The sequence below is a fragment of the Sphingomonas sorbitolis genome (assembly GCF_036663875.1).
GTDB lineage: Bacteria > Pseudomonadota > Alphaproteobacteria > Sphingomonadales > Sphingomonadaceae > Sphingomonas.
Genome location: NZ_JAXOJS010000003.1, coordinates 477,559 through 497,107 on the forward strand (window position 1 = coordinate 477,559; position 19,549 = coordinate 497,107).

Annotated in this window: 12 protein-coding genes; 3 read left to right on the forward strand and 9 right to left on the reverse strand. The window is 67.1% G+C overall.

The window, feature by feature from the left end; genetic code table 11:
- Positions 1-2: 2 nt before the first annotated feature.
- From U1763_RS11575 to U1763_RS11590, 4 genes are read right to left on the reverse strand one after another with little or no spacing between them, the layout of a single operon-like run.
- Positions 3-1,415, reverse strand: a complete 1,413-nt coding sequence (locus U1763_RS11575; protein WP_332755316.1) for an amino acid permease — start codon at positions 1,413-1,415, stop codon at positions 3-5.
- Positions 1,416-1,434: 19 nt separating this feature from the next.
- Entirely contained in the window at positions 1,435-2,088 is a 654-nt protein-coding gene (locus U1763_RS11580) for a GntR family transcriptional regulator (protein ID WP_277983001.1), read from the reverse strand.
- A 49-nt stretch (positions 2,089-2,137) separates the two neighbouring features.
- On the reverse strand, positions 2,138-3,136 hold the full coding sequence (locus U1763_RS11585) for a 4-hydroxyproline epimerase (RefSeq protein ID WP_332755317.1): 999 nt from the start codon (positions 3,134-3,136) through the stop codon (positions 2,138-2,140).
- Positions 3,136-4,038, reverse strand: coding sequence for a dihydrodipicolinate synthase family protein (locus U1763_RS11590; protein WP_332755318.1), 903 nt, complete (start codon positions 4,036-4,038; stop codon positions 3,136-3,138). Before U1763_RS11590 ends, U1763_RS11585 begins: the two co-directional genes overlap by 1 nt.
- Positions 4,039-4,115: 77 nt before the next feature.
- Between U1763_RS11590 and U1763_RS11595 the strand changes: the two genes are divergently transcribed.
- A complete protein-coding gene (locus tag U1763_RS11595; RefSeq protein ID WP_332755319.1) occupies positions 4,116-5,351 on the forward strand; it encodes an NAD(P)/FAD-dependent oxidoreductase in 1,236 nt (411 codons plus the stop codon).
- Positions 5,348-6,523, forward strand: a complete 1,176-nt coding sequence (locus tag U1763_RS11600) for a M24 family metallopeptidase (protein ID WP_332755320.1) — start codon at positions 5,348-5,350, stop codon at positions 6,521-6,523. The genes U1763_RS11595 and U1763_RS11600 overlap by 4 nt, the downstream gene beginning before the upstream one ends.
- 142 nt (positions 6,524-6,665) lie before the next feature.
- Here the strand turns inward: U1763_RS11600 and U1763_RS11605 are convergent, their stop codons facing one another.
- From U1763_RS11605 to U1763_RS11615, 3 genes are read right to left on the reverse strand one after another with little or no spacing between them, the layout of a single operon-like run.
- Entirely contained in the window at positions 6,666-8,429 is a 1,764-nt protein-coding gene (locus U1763_RS11605; RefSeq protein ID WP_332755321.1) for a DUF885 domain-containing protein, read from the reverse strand.
- A gap of 2 nt (positions 8,430-8,431) precedes the next feature.
- On the reverse strand, positions 8,432-9,451 hold the full coding sequence (locus tag U1763_RS11610) for an Ldh family oxidoreductase (RefSeq protein ID WP_332755322.1): 1,020 nt from the start codon (positions 9,449-9,451) through the stop codon (positions 8,432-8,434).
- Positions 9,448-11,820, reverse strand: a complete 2,373-nt coding sequence (locus U1763_RS11615; RefSeq protein ID WP_332755323.1) for a beta-L-arabinofuranosidase domain-containing protein — start codon at positions 11,818-11,820, stop codon at positions 9,448-9,450. Before U1763_RS11615 ends, U1763_RS11610 begins: the two co-directional genes overlap by 4 nt.
- A 92-nt stretch (positions 11,821-11,912) precedes the next feature.
- On the opposite strand from U1763_RS11615, the gene U1763_RS11620 reads away from it, so the two are divergent.
- Positions 11,913-14,651 carry a DUF5695 domain-containing protein gene (locus U1763_RS11620; protein ID WP_332755324.1) on the forward strand — a complete coding sequence of 913 codons (2,739 nt, stop codon included), beginning with the start codon at positions 11,913-11,915 and terminating at the stop codon, positions 14,649-14,651.
- 142 nt (positions 14,652-14,793) lie between these two features.
- Here U1763_RS11620 and U1763_RS11625 read toward each other — a convergent pair whose 3' ends face one another.
- Both U1763_RS11625 and galA read right to left on the reverse strand, forming a co-directional pair.
- Positions 14,794-17,085, reverse strand: a complete 2,292-nt coding sequence (locus U1763_RS11625) for a DPP IV N-terminal domain-containing protein (RefSeq protein ID WP_332755325.1) — start codon at positions 17,083-17,085, stop codon at positions 14,794-14,796.
- A complete protein-coding gene (gene galA, locus U1763_RS11630) occupies positions 17,085-19,547 on the reverse strand; it encodes a beta-galactosidase GalA (RefSeq protein ID WP_332755326.1) in 2,463 nt (820 codons plus the stop codon). The genes U1763_RS11625 and galA overlap by 1 nt, the downstream gene beginning before the upstream one ends.
- Positions 19,548-19,549: the final 2 nt, after the last annotated feature.

Sequence of the window (19,549 nt, forward strand, 5' to 3'; positions counted from 1 at the left end):
GGTCAGACCGCGTGTGCCGGATTGCCGGCGTCGCTGTTGCGCCGGCCATAGACGAAATACAGTAAAAATCCGACGACGTTCCAGATCACGAACCGGACCAGCGTCGAGGTCGGCAGGCTCGCGAGCAGATACAGGCAGCCGAGCACGGTCACCGTACCGACGACATAGGCCGCTGGGCAGCGGAACAGGCGGGGCAGTTGCGGCGCGGTCCGGCGCAGGACCATCAGGCACACCCCGACCGAGATAAACGCGATCAGTGTCCCCGCATTGGCGAGTTCGGCGATCTCGTCGAGCCGGAAGAACCCCGCGACCGCCGCGATCGACAGGCCGGTCAGCAGCGTGATCAGCGTAGGCGATCCGGTCCGCTTGCTGACCTTGGCGAGACCGCGCGGCAGCAGGCCGTCGCGCGCCATCACGAAAAAGATGCGGCTCTGCCCGTACATCATTACCAGGATCACCGATGGCAGCGCGATCACCGCCGCCAGCGCGATGATCTGCGCGGCAAACGGCTGGCTCAACTGGCGCAGCACGAGCGCGAGCGGCTCGGGTGAATTGGCGAGCTGCGTGAACGGCAGCGCGCCGATCGCGGTGACCGCGACCGCCATGTAGATCACCGTGCAGACCAGCATCGAGCCGACGATACCGATCGTCAGGTCGCGCTTGGGGTTCTTGGTTTCCTCCGCCGAGGTAGCGACCGCATCGAAGCCATAAAACGCGAAGAACACGATCGCCGCCGCCGCCATCACACCGCGCTTGTGCCCGCCAAGCTCGGTCGAGCCGAAGCCGTACGGCATGAACGGGTGGAGGTTGTCGGCCTTGAACGCGGGCGCGGCGTAGACGACGAAGATCGTCAGCGCGACCAGCTTGATCAGCACCAGCACGATGTTCAGCGTCGCGCTCTGCCGCGTGCCGAGGATCAGCATCCCCATCACCGCGAGCGACACCAGCACCGCGGGCATGTTGACGAGCCCGCCGCCATGCGGCCCGACCAGCAAGGCGTGCGGCAAATGGATCCCTGCAGCCTCGATCCAGCCGACCAGATAGCCCGACCAGCCGACCGCGACGGTCGAGCACGCCAGCGAATATTCGAGGATCAGGCTCCAGCCGACCACCCAGGCGACACCTTCGCCCAGTGCGGTATAGCTGAACGTATAGGCGCTGCCTGCCGCAGGGATCAGCGTCGCGAGTTCGGTGTAGGCGAGTGCCGCGCACGCGCAGATCACGCCGCAGATCACGAAGGCGAGGATAACGCCCGGCCCGGCGCGTTCCGCCCCGACGCCGACCAGTGTATAGATCCCGGTGCCGACGATCGCGCCCACCCCGAGCGCGATCAGATGCGGCCAGCTCAGCGTCTTGGCGAGGCTGTGCTCGCGGTTATGGGCAGACGATTCGAACGATTTACGCGGTCCAAACATTGCCCATCCCCTGTGATCTCTAGTCTCGGGCCGTGTCGAACTGCGCGCGCAGATCGGTCAGCGTCGATTGAATATGGCTGGTCAGCAGCGTCAGCATGCGATCGTCGTCGCGCGCGAGCCATGCATCGAGCAGCTGGCGATGCTCCAGATGTGCACGATCTTCGCGCCCCGCGGGTCGCAGATGTGCGACGACGTAGCGCTCGGCGAGGATCGCGAGCCGCTCGACCATCTGCGTGGTCAGCAGGCGCCGACCCGGCCGGACCAGAGCGGTGTGGAACACGCGGTTGCGGATCGCGACTTCGGCCAGCCGCTCGCTCGCCGCGCTGTCGAGTTCCTCGAACGCGAGGATCGCGGTTGCACGGTCGTTGTCGTTCGCGACGGTCGATGCATAGGCGGCAGCCTGCGGCTCGATGCTGAGGCGCAGCGCGAAGATGTCGTCCGCCTCGTCCGCCGACATCGGCTGGACCGAGTACCCCCGGTTGGCGTGGCTGGTCAGCAGGCCCTCCTGCTCCAGCCGCGCCAGCGCCTCGCGCAACGGGATTTTGCTGACGCCGAGTTCGGTCGCCAGCGCATCCTGGCGGATCGCGGTATGGCCGGCGAGCTTGCCGGTGACGATCTGCTCGCGGACGATCTCGAACACCTGCTCGGACAGGGTGCGGACGACGATGCTCATGGATGGACGGCTCCGAAAACTGGATTACCGGGCCAGCATAGCCGAAATGTCATGAAACTTGGAAACCGTTCCAGAAACGATCGTCGCGATCGATCCAGATCGTGTTGAACCCGGTCGCGATCGCCGATCCCTCGATCGACGGGATGATCGCGGGGGTGTCACCGAGCGACGTTTCCGCCTCGACGCGGCCGATGAAGCGACTGCCGATATAGCTCTCGTGGACGAACCGGTCGCCGACCGCCAATCGCCCCTTGTCCGCCAGATGCGCGAGCCTTGCCGACGTGCCGGTGCCGCAAGGACTCCGGTCGATCGCCTTGTCGCCGTAGAATACCGCGTTGCGACCGTCGGCGCCGTCTCCGCGTGGCACATCGGCCCACAGCACGTGGCTGACGCCGCGGATCGTCGGATCGAGTGGGTGAACCGGCTCGAACTGTGCCCGCACCGCCTCGCGAACGCGACCGCTGAGCGCGATGATCTCCGCCGCGCCGAGGTCGTCGAGCCCGGTATAGCGCCCCTGCGGCTCGACGATCGCGTAGTAATTGCCACCATAGGCGACATCGATGCTCAGCGGACCGATCCCCTCGACGTCGACCGCGATACCGCGTGCCGCGACATACGCCGGCACGTTCGTGATCCGCACCGAAGTCACCTTGGCGCCCTCGGTCTCGTACGCCACGTCGATAACGCCCGCGGGCACTTCGATCCGCAACCGGCCCGGTACGGCAGGCTGGATCAGCCCGTGTTCGAGCCCGAACGTCACCATTCCGATCGTACCGTGCCCGCACATCGGCAGGCACCCGCTCGTCTCGATGAACAGGATGCCGATATCGGTATCGTCGCGTGTCGGCGGATAGAGGAACCCGCCCGACATCATGTCGTGCCCGCGCGGTTCGAAGCAGAGCCCGGTGCGGATCCAGTCGAACCGGGTCATGAAATCCCGCCGCCGCTCCGACATCGACGCGCCCTTGAGCAACGGCGCACCGCCCGCGACGAGGCGGACCGGATTGCCGGCGGTATGGCCGTCGATGCAGAAGAAGGTGTGGCGCATCAGTTCGAGAGCGTCGGGCGCGTCGCCGCCGCCTTCTCGACCATCGCGATCACCTCGGCACGCCGTTCGCCGATCAGCGGATAGCGCGGCGGCAGTACGCGTTCGGAGCCGCGCCCCATGACCTGCTCGGCAAGCTTGATCGACTGGACCAGGTCATGCTCGGCATCGAGATGAAGCAAGGGCATGAACCAGCGATAGATCTCCATCGCCTTGGCATGATCGCCGCGCGCGAACGCATTGACCAGCTCGACCGATTCCCGCGGGAACGCGTTGGTGAGTCCGGAGACCCAGCCCTGCGCGCCCAGATACAGCCCCTCGAGCGCGACGTCGTCGAGCCCGGCGAACAGCACGTAGCGGTCGCCGAACGCGGTCTTCACGTCGGTGAAACGCCGCGTGTCGGGCGCCGATTCCTTGACCGCGACGATGTTCGCGACATCGACAAGCGCGGCGAGCACATCGTTGTCGATCAGCGTGCGATACGCGGGCGGGTTGTTATACAGCATGATCGGCAGGCCGACCTGCTCGGCCACGCCCTTGAAATGCGCCACCAGTTCGTGCGGCTTCGGCACATAGACCATCGGCGGCAGCAGCATCAGGCCGTCCGCACCGACCTTCTCGGCGGCCTGCGCATAGCGAACCGCACGGCGCGTGTCGTATTCCGACACACCGGTGATGACCGGCACGCGCCCGTCGACCGCCTCGACGATCGCGGTGAGCACTTCGACCTTTTCATCATAGTCGAACGAGTTATTCTCGCCGACCGTGCCGAGTGCGATCACCCCGGTCACACCGTCGCGGATCAGGTCGTCGACGACGCGCTGCGTGTCGGCGAGATCGACGCTCATGTCCTCGCGGATCTGCGTCGTTACGGCCGGAAATACGCCCTTCCATTCGACAGACATTCGGTATCGACCTTCCTGCGTTTCAATATATATACCGTATACGAAATCGATGGGTGCGGTGCAACAGGAGAAATGGGTTGAAAACGATCGGCATCGTGGGAGGCGGCGTAGTCGGCTTCAGTTGCGCCGTCGCGCTGCTCGATCGCGGGTATGGCGTGAGTGTGTTCGAACGCGACACTGATTACAACGCCGCATCCTGGGGCAATGCCGGGCACATCGCGGTCGAACAGGTCGAGCCGCTCGCCTCCCCCGCCGCGTTGCGATCGGTGCCGAAGCGACTGTTCAGCGCGGGTGGTGCGCTCGCGCTGCCGCCGTCGATGGCAGCGCAATGGCTGCCGTTCGCCGCACGGCTGACCGCAGCGTCGACACCGGCGAAGTTCGCGGCAGGAACGGCCGCGCTGACCCCCTTGCTCGCCGGCGCGATGCCAGCGTGGCGCGATCTGGTTGAAGCGCTCGACGCCCCTGATCTGCTGCGGGAAGACGGCCACATCGTCGTCTGGGATTCGGCCGCGAGCGCACGGACCGGCCGGCAGCGCTGGTCGCAAACCGCGATCGGAACCGCGCGGATCATCGATGCCGAGCCTGCCTTGCTGGACCGACTGGGCTTCCTCGCCGATCCGGTCGGCGGCGCGATCCGCTTCACCGGCAGCGGCCAGATTACTGAACTGCGCCAGCTTGCGACGAAGCTTGAGGCCGCGGTCGAAGCCCGGGGTGGCCAGATCGTCCGCCAGGCGGCGCGATTGATGGAAGACGCCGATCGGATCGTTATCGCCGGACATTATGTCGATCAGGTGCTGGTAACCGCAGGCGTCCGCTCTCGCGCGCTGCTCGAACCGCTCGGGTACCGCGTGCCGATGATCGCCGAGCGCGGCTATCATATCCGCGCGCGCGCCGAGGGCTGGCCCGCCGACCTGCCGCCGGTCGTGTTCGAGGACCGCTCGATGATCGTCACGCGCTATGCCGATTGCGTCCAGGCGGCGAGCTTCGTCGAACTCGGCGATCCCGACGGTCCGCCCGATCCGCGCAAATGGGACCGGCTGGAGCATCATGTCCGCACGCTCGGCCTGCCGATCGAGGGGCCGTTCACGCGTTGGATGGGGGCCAGGCCGACGCTGCCCGACTATCTCCCCGCGATCGGCCGCTCGACGCGTCACGCCAATCTGGCCTATGCGTTTGGCCATCAACATCTCGGGCTGACGCTCGCGCCGGTGACCGCGACGCTCGTCGCGGCGATGTTGGCAGGAGAAACTGCGGCGGTGCCGCTCGCGCCGTTCGACCTCGACCGTTTCGGTAGAAAAGGACCTCACGCATGACCATCGGCGGATCTTCGACAGCCGACGAACTAGCGACGATTGCCCCCTGGGCGGACCGTGCGCCGCGCATCACCCTAGCGGAGCGAACTGCACGGCTCGACAAGGCGCGCGCACTGACCGAGGCGGCGGGCGCCGATGCCCTACTGATCGCGGCGGGTGCGAGCTTGCGGTATTTCGCTGGTATCCCGTGGGGTGCGACCGAGCGGCTGGTGGCGCTGCTGCTGCCGGTGAAGGGCCAGCCGATCCTGATCTGCCCGCGTTTCGAACAGGGCTCGCTGGAGGCCGCGGTCGAGATCGACGCCGATCTGCGCCTCTGGGAAGAGGACGAGAGCCCGTATGCGCTGGTGGCGGACGCGGTAGCTGGCCGGCTACTGCTCGACCCGCAACTGCCCTATGGCATGGCGAGCGCGCTCGCCGCCACGCGGCTAGACGTCGCCGACGGCACGGCGGTGATCGACGCCTGCCGGATGATCAAGAGCCCCGCCGAAATCGCCTTGCTCGCCCAAGCCAAGGCGATGACGCTCGACGTCCAGCGCCGCGCCGCGCGTATCCTCCACCCCGGCATCGCCGCCAGCGCGGTGATCCGCTTCATCGACGACGCGCACCGCGCGATCGGCTCGTCGGGCTCGTATTTCTGCGCCGTCCAGTTCGGTCGCGCGACGGCGTTTCCGCACGGCCTGCCCGGCGATCAGCTGCTGGAGGAGGACCAGCTCGTGCTGATCGACACCGGCTGCCAGGTCGAGGGCTATCATTCCGACATCACGCGGACCTACGCGTTTGGCAATGTCGGCGACGAGGCGCGGGCGATCTGGGACATCGAACACGAGGCGCAAGCCGCCGCGTTCGCCGCAGTCCAGCCGGGCGTGCCGTGCGAGGCGATCGACGCCGCCGCCCGCGTCGTGCTGGAAAAGGCCGGGCTCGGCCCCGACTACCGCCTCCCCGGCCTGCCGCACCGCACCGGCCACGGCATCGGCCTGTCGATCCACGAACCTGCCTACCTCGTCCGTGGCGACCGCACGCCGCTGGCACCGGGGATGTGCTTCTCGAACGAACCGATGATCGTCGTCCCCGACCGCTTCGGCATCCGCCTGGAGGATCATTTCCACGTTACGGATACCGGCGCCGCCTGGTTCACCGACCCGCAGCCCTCGATCGACCGCCCGTTCGGCTAACGCAGGATACCCCGCTCTCCGTCATCCTGGGCTCGACCCAGGATCCAGAGCCACGCAAGCCAGCTTTCGTGGCTCTGGATCCCAGCTTTCGCTGGGATGACGGGGCGAAGATAACGGGGCCGGGATGATGGGGAGCCTGCACTCACTCCTCGTCAGGATATGGCCCCTTGCCGCCCGCCGCGATCAACTGGTCGGTGCGCGCCTCGATCACCGGCACCGGCACCGATCCCATCTCCAGCATCGCGTCGTGGAACGCGCGGATGTTGAACTTCGCGCCGAGCTTGTCCTGCGCCTTCTTCCGCGCGGTCTGGAACGCGATCTGGCCCATATAATAGGACAAGGCCTGCCCCGGCCACGCGATGTAGCGATCGACCTCGGTCTCGATCTCGTGGTTCGACAGTGCGGTATTGTCGTGCAGATAGTCCTGCGCCTGCTTCCGGCTCCAGCCCTTCGCATGGATGCCGGTATCGACTACCAGCCGCGCCGCGCGCCACGCCTGATAGCTCAGCATCCCGAACAGGTCGTACGGCGTCTCGTACATCCCCATGTCCTCGCCGAGCGTCTCGCAATACAGCGCCCAGCCCTCGCCATAGACCGACAGATACGTGTCGCGCCGGAACGCCGGCAGGCTCTTGTTCTCGGACGCGAGCGGCATCTGGAACGCGTGGCCGGGCGCGCTTTCGTGCAGCGTCAGCGCGACCTGCGAATAGAACGGCCGCGACGGTAGGTCGTAGGTGTTGACCAGATAGATCCCCGGCCCGCCGCGCCCGCCGGTGTAGAACGGCGCGATGTCCGCTGGCACCGGCTTGATCGCGAACCGGCTGCGCGGGAGATGCCCGAACCACGACGACGCCTTGCCGTCGAACGTCTTGGCGATCCACGCCGCGCGGTACAGCAGCTCGTTCGGCGTCTTGGGATAGAATTGCGGATCGGTGCGCAGGTGATTGAAGAACGCCTGCAAATCGCCCTGGAACTTCACGCTGCGCATCACGCCGTCCATCCGGCCGCGGATCTTGGCGATCTCGGCGAGCCCGAGCGCGTGGATCTGCTCGGGCGTGATGTCCTGCGTGGTGTATTCGCGGATTTTCGACAAATAATAGGCCTTGCCGTCCGGCAGGTCGTACGCCGCCAGCCCCTCGCGGGCGTGCGGGATATACTCTGTGCGCAGGAACTTCAGCAGCGTCGCATAGGCGGGGACGACCGCCTGCGAGATCGCCGCGGCGCCCTCGGCCCTGAGCGCGGTCTGATCGGCGGCGGGGATCGTCGATGGGAAGCTCTTGAACGGTTCGTAGAACGGCGAGTCCTGCGGCGTCTTCGCTTCGGCGACCTGCGCGACCCCGTTGTCGCGCCCCGTCAAAGTCACGCGCGACGGCGTGAACCCGCGCGCCAGTCCCGCGCGCATATTGCCGGTCTGCTGGTCGAAATAGCGCGGGATCTGGCGCATCACCGCGATATAGTCGCGATAGTCCTTTACCGATTTGAAATTGCCGCGCGCGCTCTCCGCGACGTCGCCCCAGAAGCTCGTATCCGCGGTCAGCGGCTTTTCGTAATCGCGAAAGCGTTGCTCGGCGAGCAAGGCGTCGATCTGTTGCGCATAGACCGCATAATTGACGCGGTTGGCGGGGGAGAGTGTCGCCGGTGAGATCGCTGCCAGTTGCCGCGACACGTCGGTCAACCGCGCGAGGCGCTCTGCCTGCGCCTTGGGGCCGACATCGGGGAGGCGCGGCGCGGCGGTCGGGTTGTCCTCGCCCTGCGCGAACTGGAGCTGTCGCCACGCATATTCCGCGGTGTAGAGCGCCTCGAACCGCGCATCCGCCGACGTCGCCGCCGCGGCCTTAGGAGCCTTTGGAGGCACCGCCCCCGCCGCAGTCGAGCCCAGCGCCAGCAACAGGATCATCGCCTTCATCGTCATTCTCCTGGAACCAGCGCCATGATGTCGCGGTACAGGGCTGCGGGTATCACCACACCCTCGGTCACACTCCGCGCCCGCGCCGCGTACCGCCGCTGCGACGGCAGGCGAGCGCCCTGCGCCTCGATCGCCCCGAACATCGCTTCCGCCCGCGCAAGGTGCTCGGCGACCGCATCGCCGAGAAACCCGACGGGATCGATCGCGATGATCAATTCCCCACCGATCGGCGATCCACCGCGCGCAGCATCGGCGTCGAGCGACTCCCGGCTGGTCATGTCGCCGATCAGCGGCCCGGCGAGCAGCTCGACCATCGCCGCCAGCGCCGACCCCTTGTGCCCGCCAAACGTCCGCATCGCACCGTTCAGCACCGCCGCCGCGTCGGTCGTCGGCTGCCCGTCCGCATCATAGCCCCAGTCGTCGGGCACGGCCTTCCCGGCACGCCGATGCAGCTCGATCTCACCGCGCGCGACCGCACTCGTCGCGAAGTCGAACACGAACGGGTGCTCGCCCGGCCGCGGCCAGCCGAACGCAATCGGATTGGTCCCGAACACGGGCAAGGTACCCCCCGCCGGCGCGACCCAGGCATGGCTTGGCGTGACCGCCAGCGCGACCAGCCCGTCCTCCGCCAGCGCCTCGACCTCGGGCCACAACGCCGCGAAATGCACCACGTTGTTCAGCGCCATCGCGGCGATCCCATACGCGCGCGCCTTCTCCGCCAGCACTGGCCGGCCCCGCTCGAACGCGAGTTGCGCGAACCCGCCGCCGCCATCGACCCGCACGAGCGCGCGCGCCGGCTCGCTCACCACCGGCTCGGCATCGACCGCAACGACACCCTTGCCGACGCTGTTCGCCGCGACCAGCAGCCGGTAGATGCCGTGGCTCGCGCAACCGTCACGCTCACCCGCAACCATCGTTTCCGCCACCGCCTCGGCATGCGCACGCGACAGGCCAGCCCCGAGCAGGACTTTTCGCGCAAGCCCCCGCACCTCGTCGAGCGTCATTGGTACGTCTTCGCTCATGCGGTTGCGCCCGGCTTGGCAGCGACCATCCGCACCCCGAACACGGGCCCCGCCGACGACCGGTCATGCGGCACGAACCGCACCTTCACGCTCGCCTTCCCCTTGGTCAGTCCGATCGGCAGCGGATATTCGACATCGAAGAACTTGCCCGGCTGGTCCGCCTCCAGATGCTGCGTGGCGACCTTCACGTTATCCACGAGGATGTCGAAATCGCGCGCGCGCTCGTCGCCCCAATAGGTCGCCTGCACCACCAGCGGCCCCGGCCGCGTCTTCATCGCGAACTCGAAATACCCGCCCGACCGCGCATCGCGCCCGTTCCGCCCGCGATAGCTGACCGGATAGGAGATTTCCGACGTCAGCGCATGATCGCGCTCGGGCTGCATCTCGCCCAAATGCATCACGTCGACCGACCGTGCGGCGAGATCCTTCAGCCGCGCCTGCTCGGTCAGGAACGCCGCTTCCTCGGTCTTCCATGCTGCCTCGCTGAAGCGCTTGAAATACACTGCGCTGCGCCGGTCGTACTGGCTGTAGAACGGCACGAAACTGAGGTCGGCGGGCCGGATGATCCCCTTCGTCGCATAGCGCGCGCCCGCGCCAGCCGTCGGCGTGAACGCGGCGAGCAGATCCGCGCCGACCATCGCCGGATCGGCCTGCTCCCATTTCGCCTCGGTCGAGCCGAGATCGGCGGCCATCACCATCGGCCCGCGGAGCACCGCGACCGTATCGACGTCGCCTGGTGCACTCTCTAGCCGCAGGTCGAGCGGCACGGTAATCGCGACGACATCCCCCGCCTTCCACCGCCGCTCGACGATCGCATAGCCCTTCGCCAGCACCGGCTCGACCGCCGCGCTATTGACCGTCACCGTCGCGCGCCCGTTCGCCCAGCCCGGCACGCGCAGCGCGATAGGAAACCGCCCCGGCCTTGCCAGCTTCGTCAGCGTCACCCGCGATTCCGGCTCGAACGGATAGCGCGTATCGAGCGTCAGCACCGCACCGCGCGCACGCCACTGCGCCTCCGCCGGGATGTAGAGATTGACCAGCAGCGTATCGCCGCCCTCCCAGAAGATCGCCTCGCCGTGCTTGGCATGGCTCTCCATCCCCGTACCGACGCAGCACCAGAACGCGTCGTCCTTCGGCGTCGAATATTCGCGCGCGGTGCCCGTCATCAGCGGCGTCATATAGGTGAAGCCGGCAGTCTTCGGGTCCTGCGCCGCCATGATGTGGTTCAGATGCGCGCGCTCGTAATAGTCGAACATCGCGCCGTCCGGTGCCCAACCATAGAGCTGCTGCGTCAGCTTCAGCATGTTGTAGCTGTTGCAATGCTCGCAGGTCTGCTCGGTGATGTGGTTGGCGATGCTGTCGGGGCCGGAGAAATACTCGCGGTCGGCATTGCCGCCGATCACATAGCTGTGATGCTGCGTGACGGTCGTCCAGAAGAACCGCGCGGCGTTCGCAGGTGCGGGTTTGCCGTTCAGTTCGTGGATCCGCGCCAGCCCGACCAGCTTCGGCACCTGCGTATTGGCATGGAAGTTGGCCAGCTTGTCCTCACCCGCGACCATCGGATCGAGCATCTTCCGGTCGTACAGCCGCTCCGCGACGTCGAGCCATTGCTTGTTCCCGGTGCGCGCGCACAGCTCGGCATAGCTCTCGTTCAACCCGCCATATTCGCACCCGAGCAGCGTCTGCATCTGCGCATCGTCGAGCGCCGCGAACACCTTCGCGAAATACGTCGCGAGGCCCGTCGCGACGGTCAGCGCCTGTGTGTTGCCCCACGCGGCATGCACGTCGAGCAGCCCCGCGAACACCTTGTGCACCGTATATAGCGGCGACCACGAGCCGTTGAGATCGAACCCGCCCGACTTGATCTCGCCGCGCATCACCTCGGGGAAGATCTCCTCGCCGTCGACGATCGTCCCGTCCTTCCGCTTGCGCCCCAGCGCGCCGACATAACCGGTGCCGCGCTTAGCCTGCGCCCGCGCCAGCTCGGCGACGATATAATCCGCACGAGTACGGCACTCCGCATCACCGGTCTGCGCATGCATCAGCACGAGCGCGGTCAGGTAATGGCCGAGCGTATGCCCGGCGATCGTGTCGCTTTCCCACCCGCCATAGAGCGGCGCCTTCGCGGGCAACCCGGCATAGACCATGAAATTGTGCAGGAACCGGTCCGCGCTCAGCCGCAGCAGGTATGCGCGATTGACCTCGACCGCGGTCGCGTAGGCGGAAGGGAGCAGCCGCACGGCGGACAGCGGCAAAGGTTTCGCGCTAGCCGGCAGCGTTGCCGCCCCCTTGCCAAATGCTTGTTCGCCCACCGACAACAGCGCCACCGCCGTCGTCCCCATCAATACATCCCGGCGGTTTGCGAACATCTTTATCTCCATTCGGATATCGTATACTAAACGTCGAGAGGAGTGGCGCAAGTGCCATTTCGCACCCACCGTCGAGCCCGAGCGAGCCATTCATGACCGCATTCCGCCCCCTCCTCGCGCTCCTCCTGCTCGGCACCGCCACACTGCCCGGGTATGCGGAACCTAAGCCTGCCAAGCCCGCCAAGCCAAGCTACCGACCGATCGCACAGACTGCGCTCCGCACCCCCGCCTTCCGACTCGCGCTCCGCACCGACACGCAGACGCTCGCTCGCCTCTCGCCCGCCGCCGAGCCCGGTTTCGACTTCGTCCCCGGCGCGCGCGAAGCCGAGCGTGCTGCCGACGGCTATGTCCATATCGGCGACATCCACCTCCGCGTCCGCACACCCGGCGGCGCCTGGACCGACTTCGCCTCCGCACAACACCGCAAGGCGATCCGCCGCCTGCCCGCGACCGGCACGACGCTCGCCGCCGCCGACATCACCGCGTCGCTCGGGGCCGCCAGCCCGTTGCGCGTCGAGCGTCGCTGGATCGACGACCGCGGCGCCCTCGCGCTCCGCTTCACGCTGACCAACACCACGACCACCCCCGTCGAGGTCGGCGCGCTCGGGCTGCCGATGGTGTTCGACAACATCATCACCGACCGCAGCCTCGAACAGGCGCATGCGCAGGCGAGCTTCGTCGACCCGTATATCGGCCGCGACGCCGGCTACCTCCAGGTCACCCGCCTCAACGGCGCCGGCCCCGCGCTGCTCGTCCTTCCCGAAAAGGGCACGCCGCTCGAAGCCTACCGCCCGATCCTCGAAGCCGCCAAGGCGCCCAAGGGCGACATCTTCACCGACCGCAGCAAGCGCGGCCAGACCTCCGAAGGGTTCTACGACTGGACGGTCGCCAGCAAGGCGTTCGCCGAGAAGGAATGGGCGAAGGCCGGCGAACAGTGGAACGTGCCGACCAGCTTCACGCTGGCCCCCGGCGGGGCGCGCACCATCGGCGTCCGCTTCGTCACCGCGCCGTCGATCGCGGCCATCGAGGACACGCTCGTCGCCAACCACCGCCCCGTCGCGGTCGGCATCCCCGGCTACGTCGTCCCGACCGACCAGGACGCCTCGCTATTCCTCAGGACGCCCCTACCCGTCGCCAAGGTCGAGAGCTTCCCCGCTGGTGCGCTCACCGCAACGCCGGCCGCCAGCGCGAAAGGCTGGGCTCGCTACACCGTGCGCAGCAAGGGCTGGGGCCGCGCCGGCCTCGCGATCACCTATGCCGACGGCAGCGTCCAGACGGTCAGCTATTACATCACCAAACCGCTCGACCAGACGATGGCCGACCTCGGCCGCTTCTCGACGACGCAACAATGGTACGAGGACACGGCCGATCCGTTCGGTCGCAACCCCGCGATCCTCACCTACGACCGCGAGGCCGGCAAAGTGGTCACGCAGGACCCGCGCGTCTGGATCTCGGGGATGAGCGACGAAGGCGGCGCGGGCAGCTGGGTCGCGGCCATTTCGAAACAGCTCGACAACCCCGACCCGGCCGAGATCGCCAAGCTGCAACGCCTCGTCGACGAGACCATTCAAGGCGACCTGCAAGTCCCCGACGGCCCCCACGCCGGCGCCGTCCGGAAGAGCCTGTTCTACTACGATCCCGCCGCGCATCCCGGCTATTACGACCCGACCGTCGACTGGAAGACCTGGACCTCCTGGTCGAAGAAGGACGCAGGCGATCTCGGCCGCGCGTATAACTACCCGCACGTCGCGATCGGCCACTGGGTGCTGTACCGCGTCGCGCGCAACCACCCCGGGCTCGTCACCGCGCATCCGTGGCGCTGGTATCTCGACCACGCCTATCAGACCACCACCGCGATGATGCGCGACGCGCCCTATTACACGCAGTTCGGGCTGATGGAGGGCGACGTGTTCGTCGATATCCTCAAGGACCTGAAGCGCGAGGGCCTGACCGCCGAGGCGACCGAAATGGAGCGCCTGATGAAGCAGCGCGCCGATCACTGGCGGACGCTGCGCTATCCGTTCGGCAGCGAGATGGCCTGGGATTCGACGGGCCAGCCCGAGGTCTACGCCTGGATGCGCTATTTCGGCTACCAGCCGCAGGCCGACGTGACGCGGAAAGTGATCCTCGCCTATGACCCGACGATCCCGAGCTGGGGCTATAACGGCAATGCGCGCCGCTATTGGGACTTCCTCTACGGCGGCAAATACCCGCGGATCGAGCGCCAGCTCCACCATTACGGCTCGACGCTCAATGCCGTCCCGCTGTTCGACGCCTACCGCGCCGACCCGACCGACCTGCGGCTGCTCCGCATCGCCTATGGCGGCATGATGGGCGGCATCACCAACATCGACCGCGACGGCTTCTCGTCGGCCGCGTTCCACTCCGCGCCCGACATGATGAAATGGGACCCGTATAGCGGCGACTACGGCATGGGCTTCTACGGCCACGCGATCACCGCCGCGAGCTATCTGGTGAACGACCCGACCTTCGGCTGGCTAGGCTTCGGCGGCAATGTCGAACAGGCGGCGGGCGCGGTCAGCATCACCCCGAGGGACGGCGCCCGCACCCGCCTGTTCATCGCCCCCGCCGGGTTATGGATCACGCTGGAGGCAGGGAAGATCGCGCGCGCGACGTATATGCCGGCGACGGGGGCGGTCACGCTGACGCTCGATGCGGCGACGAGGATCAATCCAGCCGCACGCGTGTTCGTCGAGACGACGACCAAGACCGGTCGGTCTTACACGATGGCAGGAGCCCAGTTCGAACGCGGCGGCTACACCGTCCCACTGGGATCGGCACCAATCAGTCTTAGCCTGTCACCTCAATAGTCAGAACACCACCCCGGCGGAGGCCGGGGCCCAATTGGAAAGGTCAACGTGACGAAGGACCGTCCATAGTCAGCGACGTCCCCCAATTGGGCCCCGGCCTTCGCCGGGGTGGGACGTGGGGGGCATGTATCTCAGTCTGCCCTCACTTGACCCCATTCCAATCCGGCACCGCTTCCCCGGCCAGCTCCCGAACGAAAAACCCGAACTGCCGCCGCGCGACATAGTCGATCGGGCCGGTCGAGCGCCCGACGCTATGCTCGCCCCCCGGTACCGCCAGCAGCTCGAAATCCTTCCCCGCACGGATCAGCGCGCCGGCGACCTGCATCGTCGAGGCGGGGTCGACATTGCTGTCTTGCTCGCCGACGATCATCAGCAGCCTGCCCGTCAGTTGCGCGGCGTGATCGACGCCCGAGGCGGCGGCATAGCTCGCATCGACCGGCCAGCCGAGCCACTGTTCGTTCCAGCTGATCTTGTCCATCCGGTTGTCGTAGCAGCCCGCATAGGCCACTCCGACCTTGTAGAAATCGCCGTGGAACAGCAGCGCGTTCAGCGTGCTCTGCCCGCCCGCCGACGCACCGTAGATGCCGACCCGGCCGATATCGTAGGACGGGTCCTTCCCCGCCATCGCGCGATGCCAGAGGATACGATCGGGGAAGCCCGAGTCCGCGAGGTTCTTCCACGCGACGTCGTGGAACGCCTTGGAGCGGTTGGCGGTCCCCATCCCGTCGATCTGCACGACGATGAAGCCGAGATCGGCCTGCGCCTGCATCCCGATCGCCTTGTCGCCACCGGAATGGTACCCGAACGGCCAATATTGCTTGGGCACGAAGCTGTCGTGCGGCCCCGCATAGATGTTCTCGATCACCGGATAGCGCTTGCGCGGGTCATAGTCGCGCGGCCGAACGACGACGCCCCAGATGTCGGTCCTGCCGTCACGGCCCTTGGCGACGAACACCTCGGGCGGCCGAAACCCCGCTGCGCGCAACGCGCTGTCGTCGCCCCTGGTGATCGTCGCGACCAGCGCGCCGTCGCTCGACCGGTGCAGTTCGCTGACGGTCGGCAGGTCCACGCGCGAATAGGTGTCGACATACTGCGCCCCGTCCGGCGAGAACCGCGCGTCGTGATCGGCCTTGGCCGGCGTCAGCGCGCTCAGATGCCGCCCGTCGAAATCGATCCGGTAGACGTGGCGAAAATACGGGTCCTCGCCCGCATTCATTCCGCTCGCCGCAAACACGATCTGGCCCTTGGCATCGTCGACCTGGATGACGTCGCGCACCACCCAGTCGCCGGTCGTGATTCGGTTCTTTACGGCTCCGGTGCGGCCGTCGATCAGGTACAGGTGGTTCCAGCCATCGCGTTCTGACGCCCAGACGATCTCGCGGCCATCCGCGCCGACATCGTGCGCATAGCGGCGATCGGCATAGACGAACGTCTTCGCATCCTCGGTCACCGCGGCGTGCGCAACGCCCGTCTCCGCATCGACCGCGACGATCCGCGCTTGTCCGAACCCGCGTCGGACATAGTCGAACGCGACGCTACGGCCGTCGCTCCGCCAGCGTGGCGCGGAGAGTTCGTACGCGTTGGGGAACAGCGCGTCGTCGATCACCGTCTGCCGCCGGGTCGCCACGTTGAACAGCACCGGCCGTTCCTGGTCGATCGCGTCGCCGGGCTTCGGATAGAGCTGGCTCTGCAACTTCGGCTGGAGCTGATCGCGCGGCGACGATTCGACGCGTAGCACGCGCCGCTGATAGCCCGGCCGGACGCGGTAGATCATGATGCGGCGGCTGTCCGGCGACCAGCGCAGCGTCTCCGGATCGTAAAAATCGCCCGCGCTTCCATCGACGCTGAGCGGCACGACCGCCGCATCGCCGGACTTGCGCACGACGAGGTTGTCGCCCTGTACGAACGCCGTCCATTTCCCATCGGGCGAAACCTTCGGACTATTGTTCGCCGGCACCGCCATGTCCCGCACCACGCCGAATCCGCGCGGTCGGCTGCGATCGACCGCCGCCTCGCAGCGATAGACGACGATCCCGCACTGCCAGCGCGTCTCGTCCAGCGAGAACGCGATCGCCTTGCCATCCTCCACGTAGTCGAATTCGGCGAACGGCAGGTGCATCGGATCGACCGCATCGTGCCGCGCATCGCCCAGCGCCGCCGCGAGCTTGGCCGTATCGAACGCGGGCGACTTGGCGAGCGTCTTTGCGTCCACCGTCTCGAACGCGAACCCGCCCGCCACCGTCTTGCGATAGGAAAAGCGCCGCCCGTCCGGCGTCCAGTGCGCGGGCCACGCAACGTCGCGCGTGAGATCCTGCCAAGCGCGACGCAAGCCGATCGAGCGCTGAAACGCCGCCTCGTCTGGCGCCGCCTCCGCCGCCGCCGAAGCGCACAGCAATACCAGCGCGAGCGCCCGCGACGAACGACGTACAATCATCAGCTATCCTTGGTCATACCGATCAACGGCAGCATCGCCGGCGCGAGGCCGTCACCACGCGCCTCCAGCCGAATGGGTCCGCCCTTCGCGCCCGCCTGCACAAGCGCCATGCATAAGCCATTGAACGCTGAGCGCGACGTCGCATGATCCGGCTCGAGACTCCGCGGATCGCCGTTGCCGACGCCGAGCAGTGTCGCATCACCCGTCAGCGTGAACGACACACGATTGGACGCGGTAGGCATTTCGCGCCGTTTCGGGTCGAGGATCGCCACGCGCACCACCGCGACCTCGCCCGGCGCCAGTTGCCGCCGATCGCTCGACAGCCCGATCCGCGCTGCCGCCCCGGTCGTCTCGCGCACCGCGTGCATCACGCGCTTGCCGCCGCGATACCCGTGCGCCTCGATCCGCCCCGCCGCATAGGGCACCTGCCATTCGAGATGTTTGTTCTTCACCACCGCCTGCCGCCCGAGGCTCCGCCCGTTCAGGACCAGTTCGACCGCCTCGCAGTTGCTGTGCACCCACACCGATACCGGCTGGCCCTCGCGCCCCGCCCAGTTCCAGTGCGGGAACAGGTGCAGCACCGGCTCGCCGCTCCACCACGCGCGGTAGTAAAAGTAATTGTCCTTGGGGAAGCCGCACAGGTCCATCTGGCCGAAGTTCGAGACGTTCTCGGGCCAGCGCTCGAACGGGGTCGGTTCGCCACGATAGTCGAACCCGGTCCATACGAACCCACCGCTCAGGAACGGCCGCGCGTCGTAGAAACTCCACCATTTTTCCGCAGTCGTCGCCCATTTGGGAAATTCGCGGTCGTAGGCGGGCACGAAGCCCGCCTTGTCATCCCGCGCATATTCGCCGCGGGTCATCACCGTGCTGCCCGTCTCCGTACCGATCATCGGCATGTCGGGGTGCGCGGCGTGGTACGGATCGATCGCGTCGAGGTAGTAATTGCATCCCATCACGTCGAGCACGCGCGACGCCCCCTCGCCGAACTTGCCGTTGAACGCCTCCGTCACCGGCCGCGTCCCGTCGAGTTCGTACACCTTGCGCTTCATCGTCTCGGCGATCCGCGCGCCGGTTTCGGTGCCGCGGTGGATCTCCTCGTTGCCGATGCTCCACAGGACGATGCTCGGATGATTGCGCCCCTGCCGGACCATCCGTTCGAGCTGCCCCAGGCCCTCGGCATTGCTCGACATCTGCCGCGTCTCGTCGATCATCAGGATGCCCATCCGGTCGCACGCGTCGAGGATCGCGGGCGACGGCGAATGATGCGTCGAGCGATAGGCGTTGCTGCCCATCGCCTTCAGCCGTTCGAGTCGCCAGACGTGCAGGCTGTCGGGCACCGCGAAGCCGACCCCGGCATGATCCTGGTGGTTGCAGGTGCCCTTGATCTTGACCGGCTTGCCGTTGAGGAAGAACCCGTGGTTCGCGTCGAACCGGATCGTGCGGATGCCGAAGGTGGACGTGTCGCGATCGACCAGCGTGCCGTCGACAAGGATCTCGCTGATCAGCGTGTAGAGATGCGGCATTTCCAGCGACCAGAGCGCAGGCGCGACGATGCGGGTCTCCTGCGTCGCGGTCGTCGCGCCCCAAGCCGGCAGCGCGAGCGGGTCCGCGAACAGCACTAGGCTCTTCCCGTCTGGACCGATCACCGTCGATCGAACCCGCGCCTCACACGCAGGGCCATCATTCGCGATCTCGGTTGCAACCCGGACCGTGGCGCCGCCGGTCTCGACGGAACAGCGCACCGTGGCACCCCAGCGCCGGACATGCACCGGCGCGGTCTTCACCAACCGCACGTCGCGGTAGAGCCCCGCCCCCTCGTACGACCACGCCTCGCCGAGGCTCACGTCGCAGCGGATGACGAGCACATTGTCCTCGCCGGGCTTGGCGAAATCCGTGACGTCGATCTCGAACGGCGCATACCCGCTCTCGGTCGAGCCGACGACGAAGCCGTTGAGTATCACGAGACAATCGCGCGCGACCCCATCGAACTGGAGCAGCAACCGCCGCCCCGCGTCCGCCTTGGCCAACGCAATCACCCGGCGATACCAGCCGACGCTGGTCGCCGGCCACATCCGCCCGACCGGCTTGAACCCCTGGAAAGATCCGGTCCGGTCCGCCTCGCTCCCCGCCGGCCCGAACTCTTCGAACGGCAGGTCGACCGCCCAGTCGTGCGGCAGCGTTACTGCCGTCCATGCGCTGTCGTCGAACTTGGGCTCGGCAACCGGCGTGCCGACATCGCCCGACTTGGCGTAGGTGTCATGCGAGCGCCCGAACCCGAAATCCTTCGCCGGATCGCTCGCGTGGCCGAGATGGAACCGCCACCCCGTCGCCAGCGACACGATCTCGCGTAGGCTGGCCGAGCCCGTCCCCGCCGCACCGATCGGCACGGCGGGGAGGATCGTCGCGAGCGCGGTCACGCCACCCGTCTTCAGAACGTCGCGGCGGACCAGGTTCGTCATAG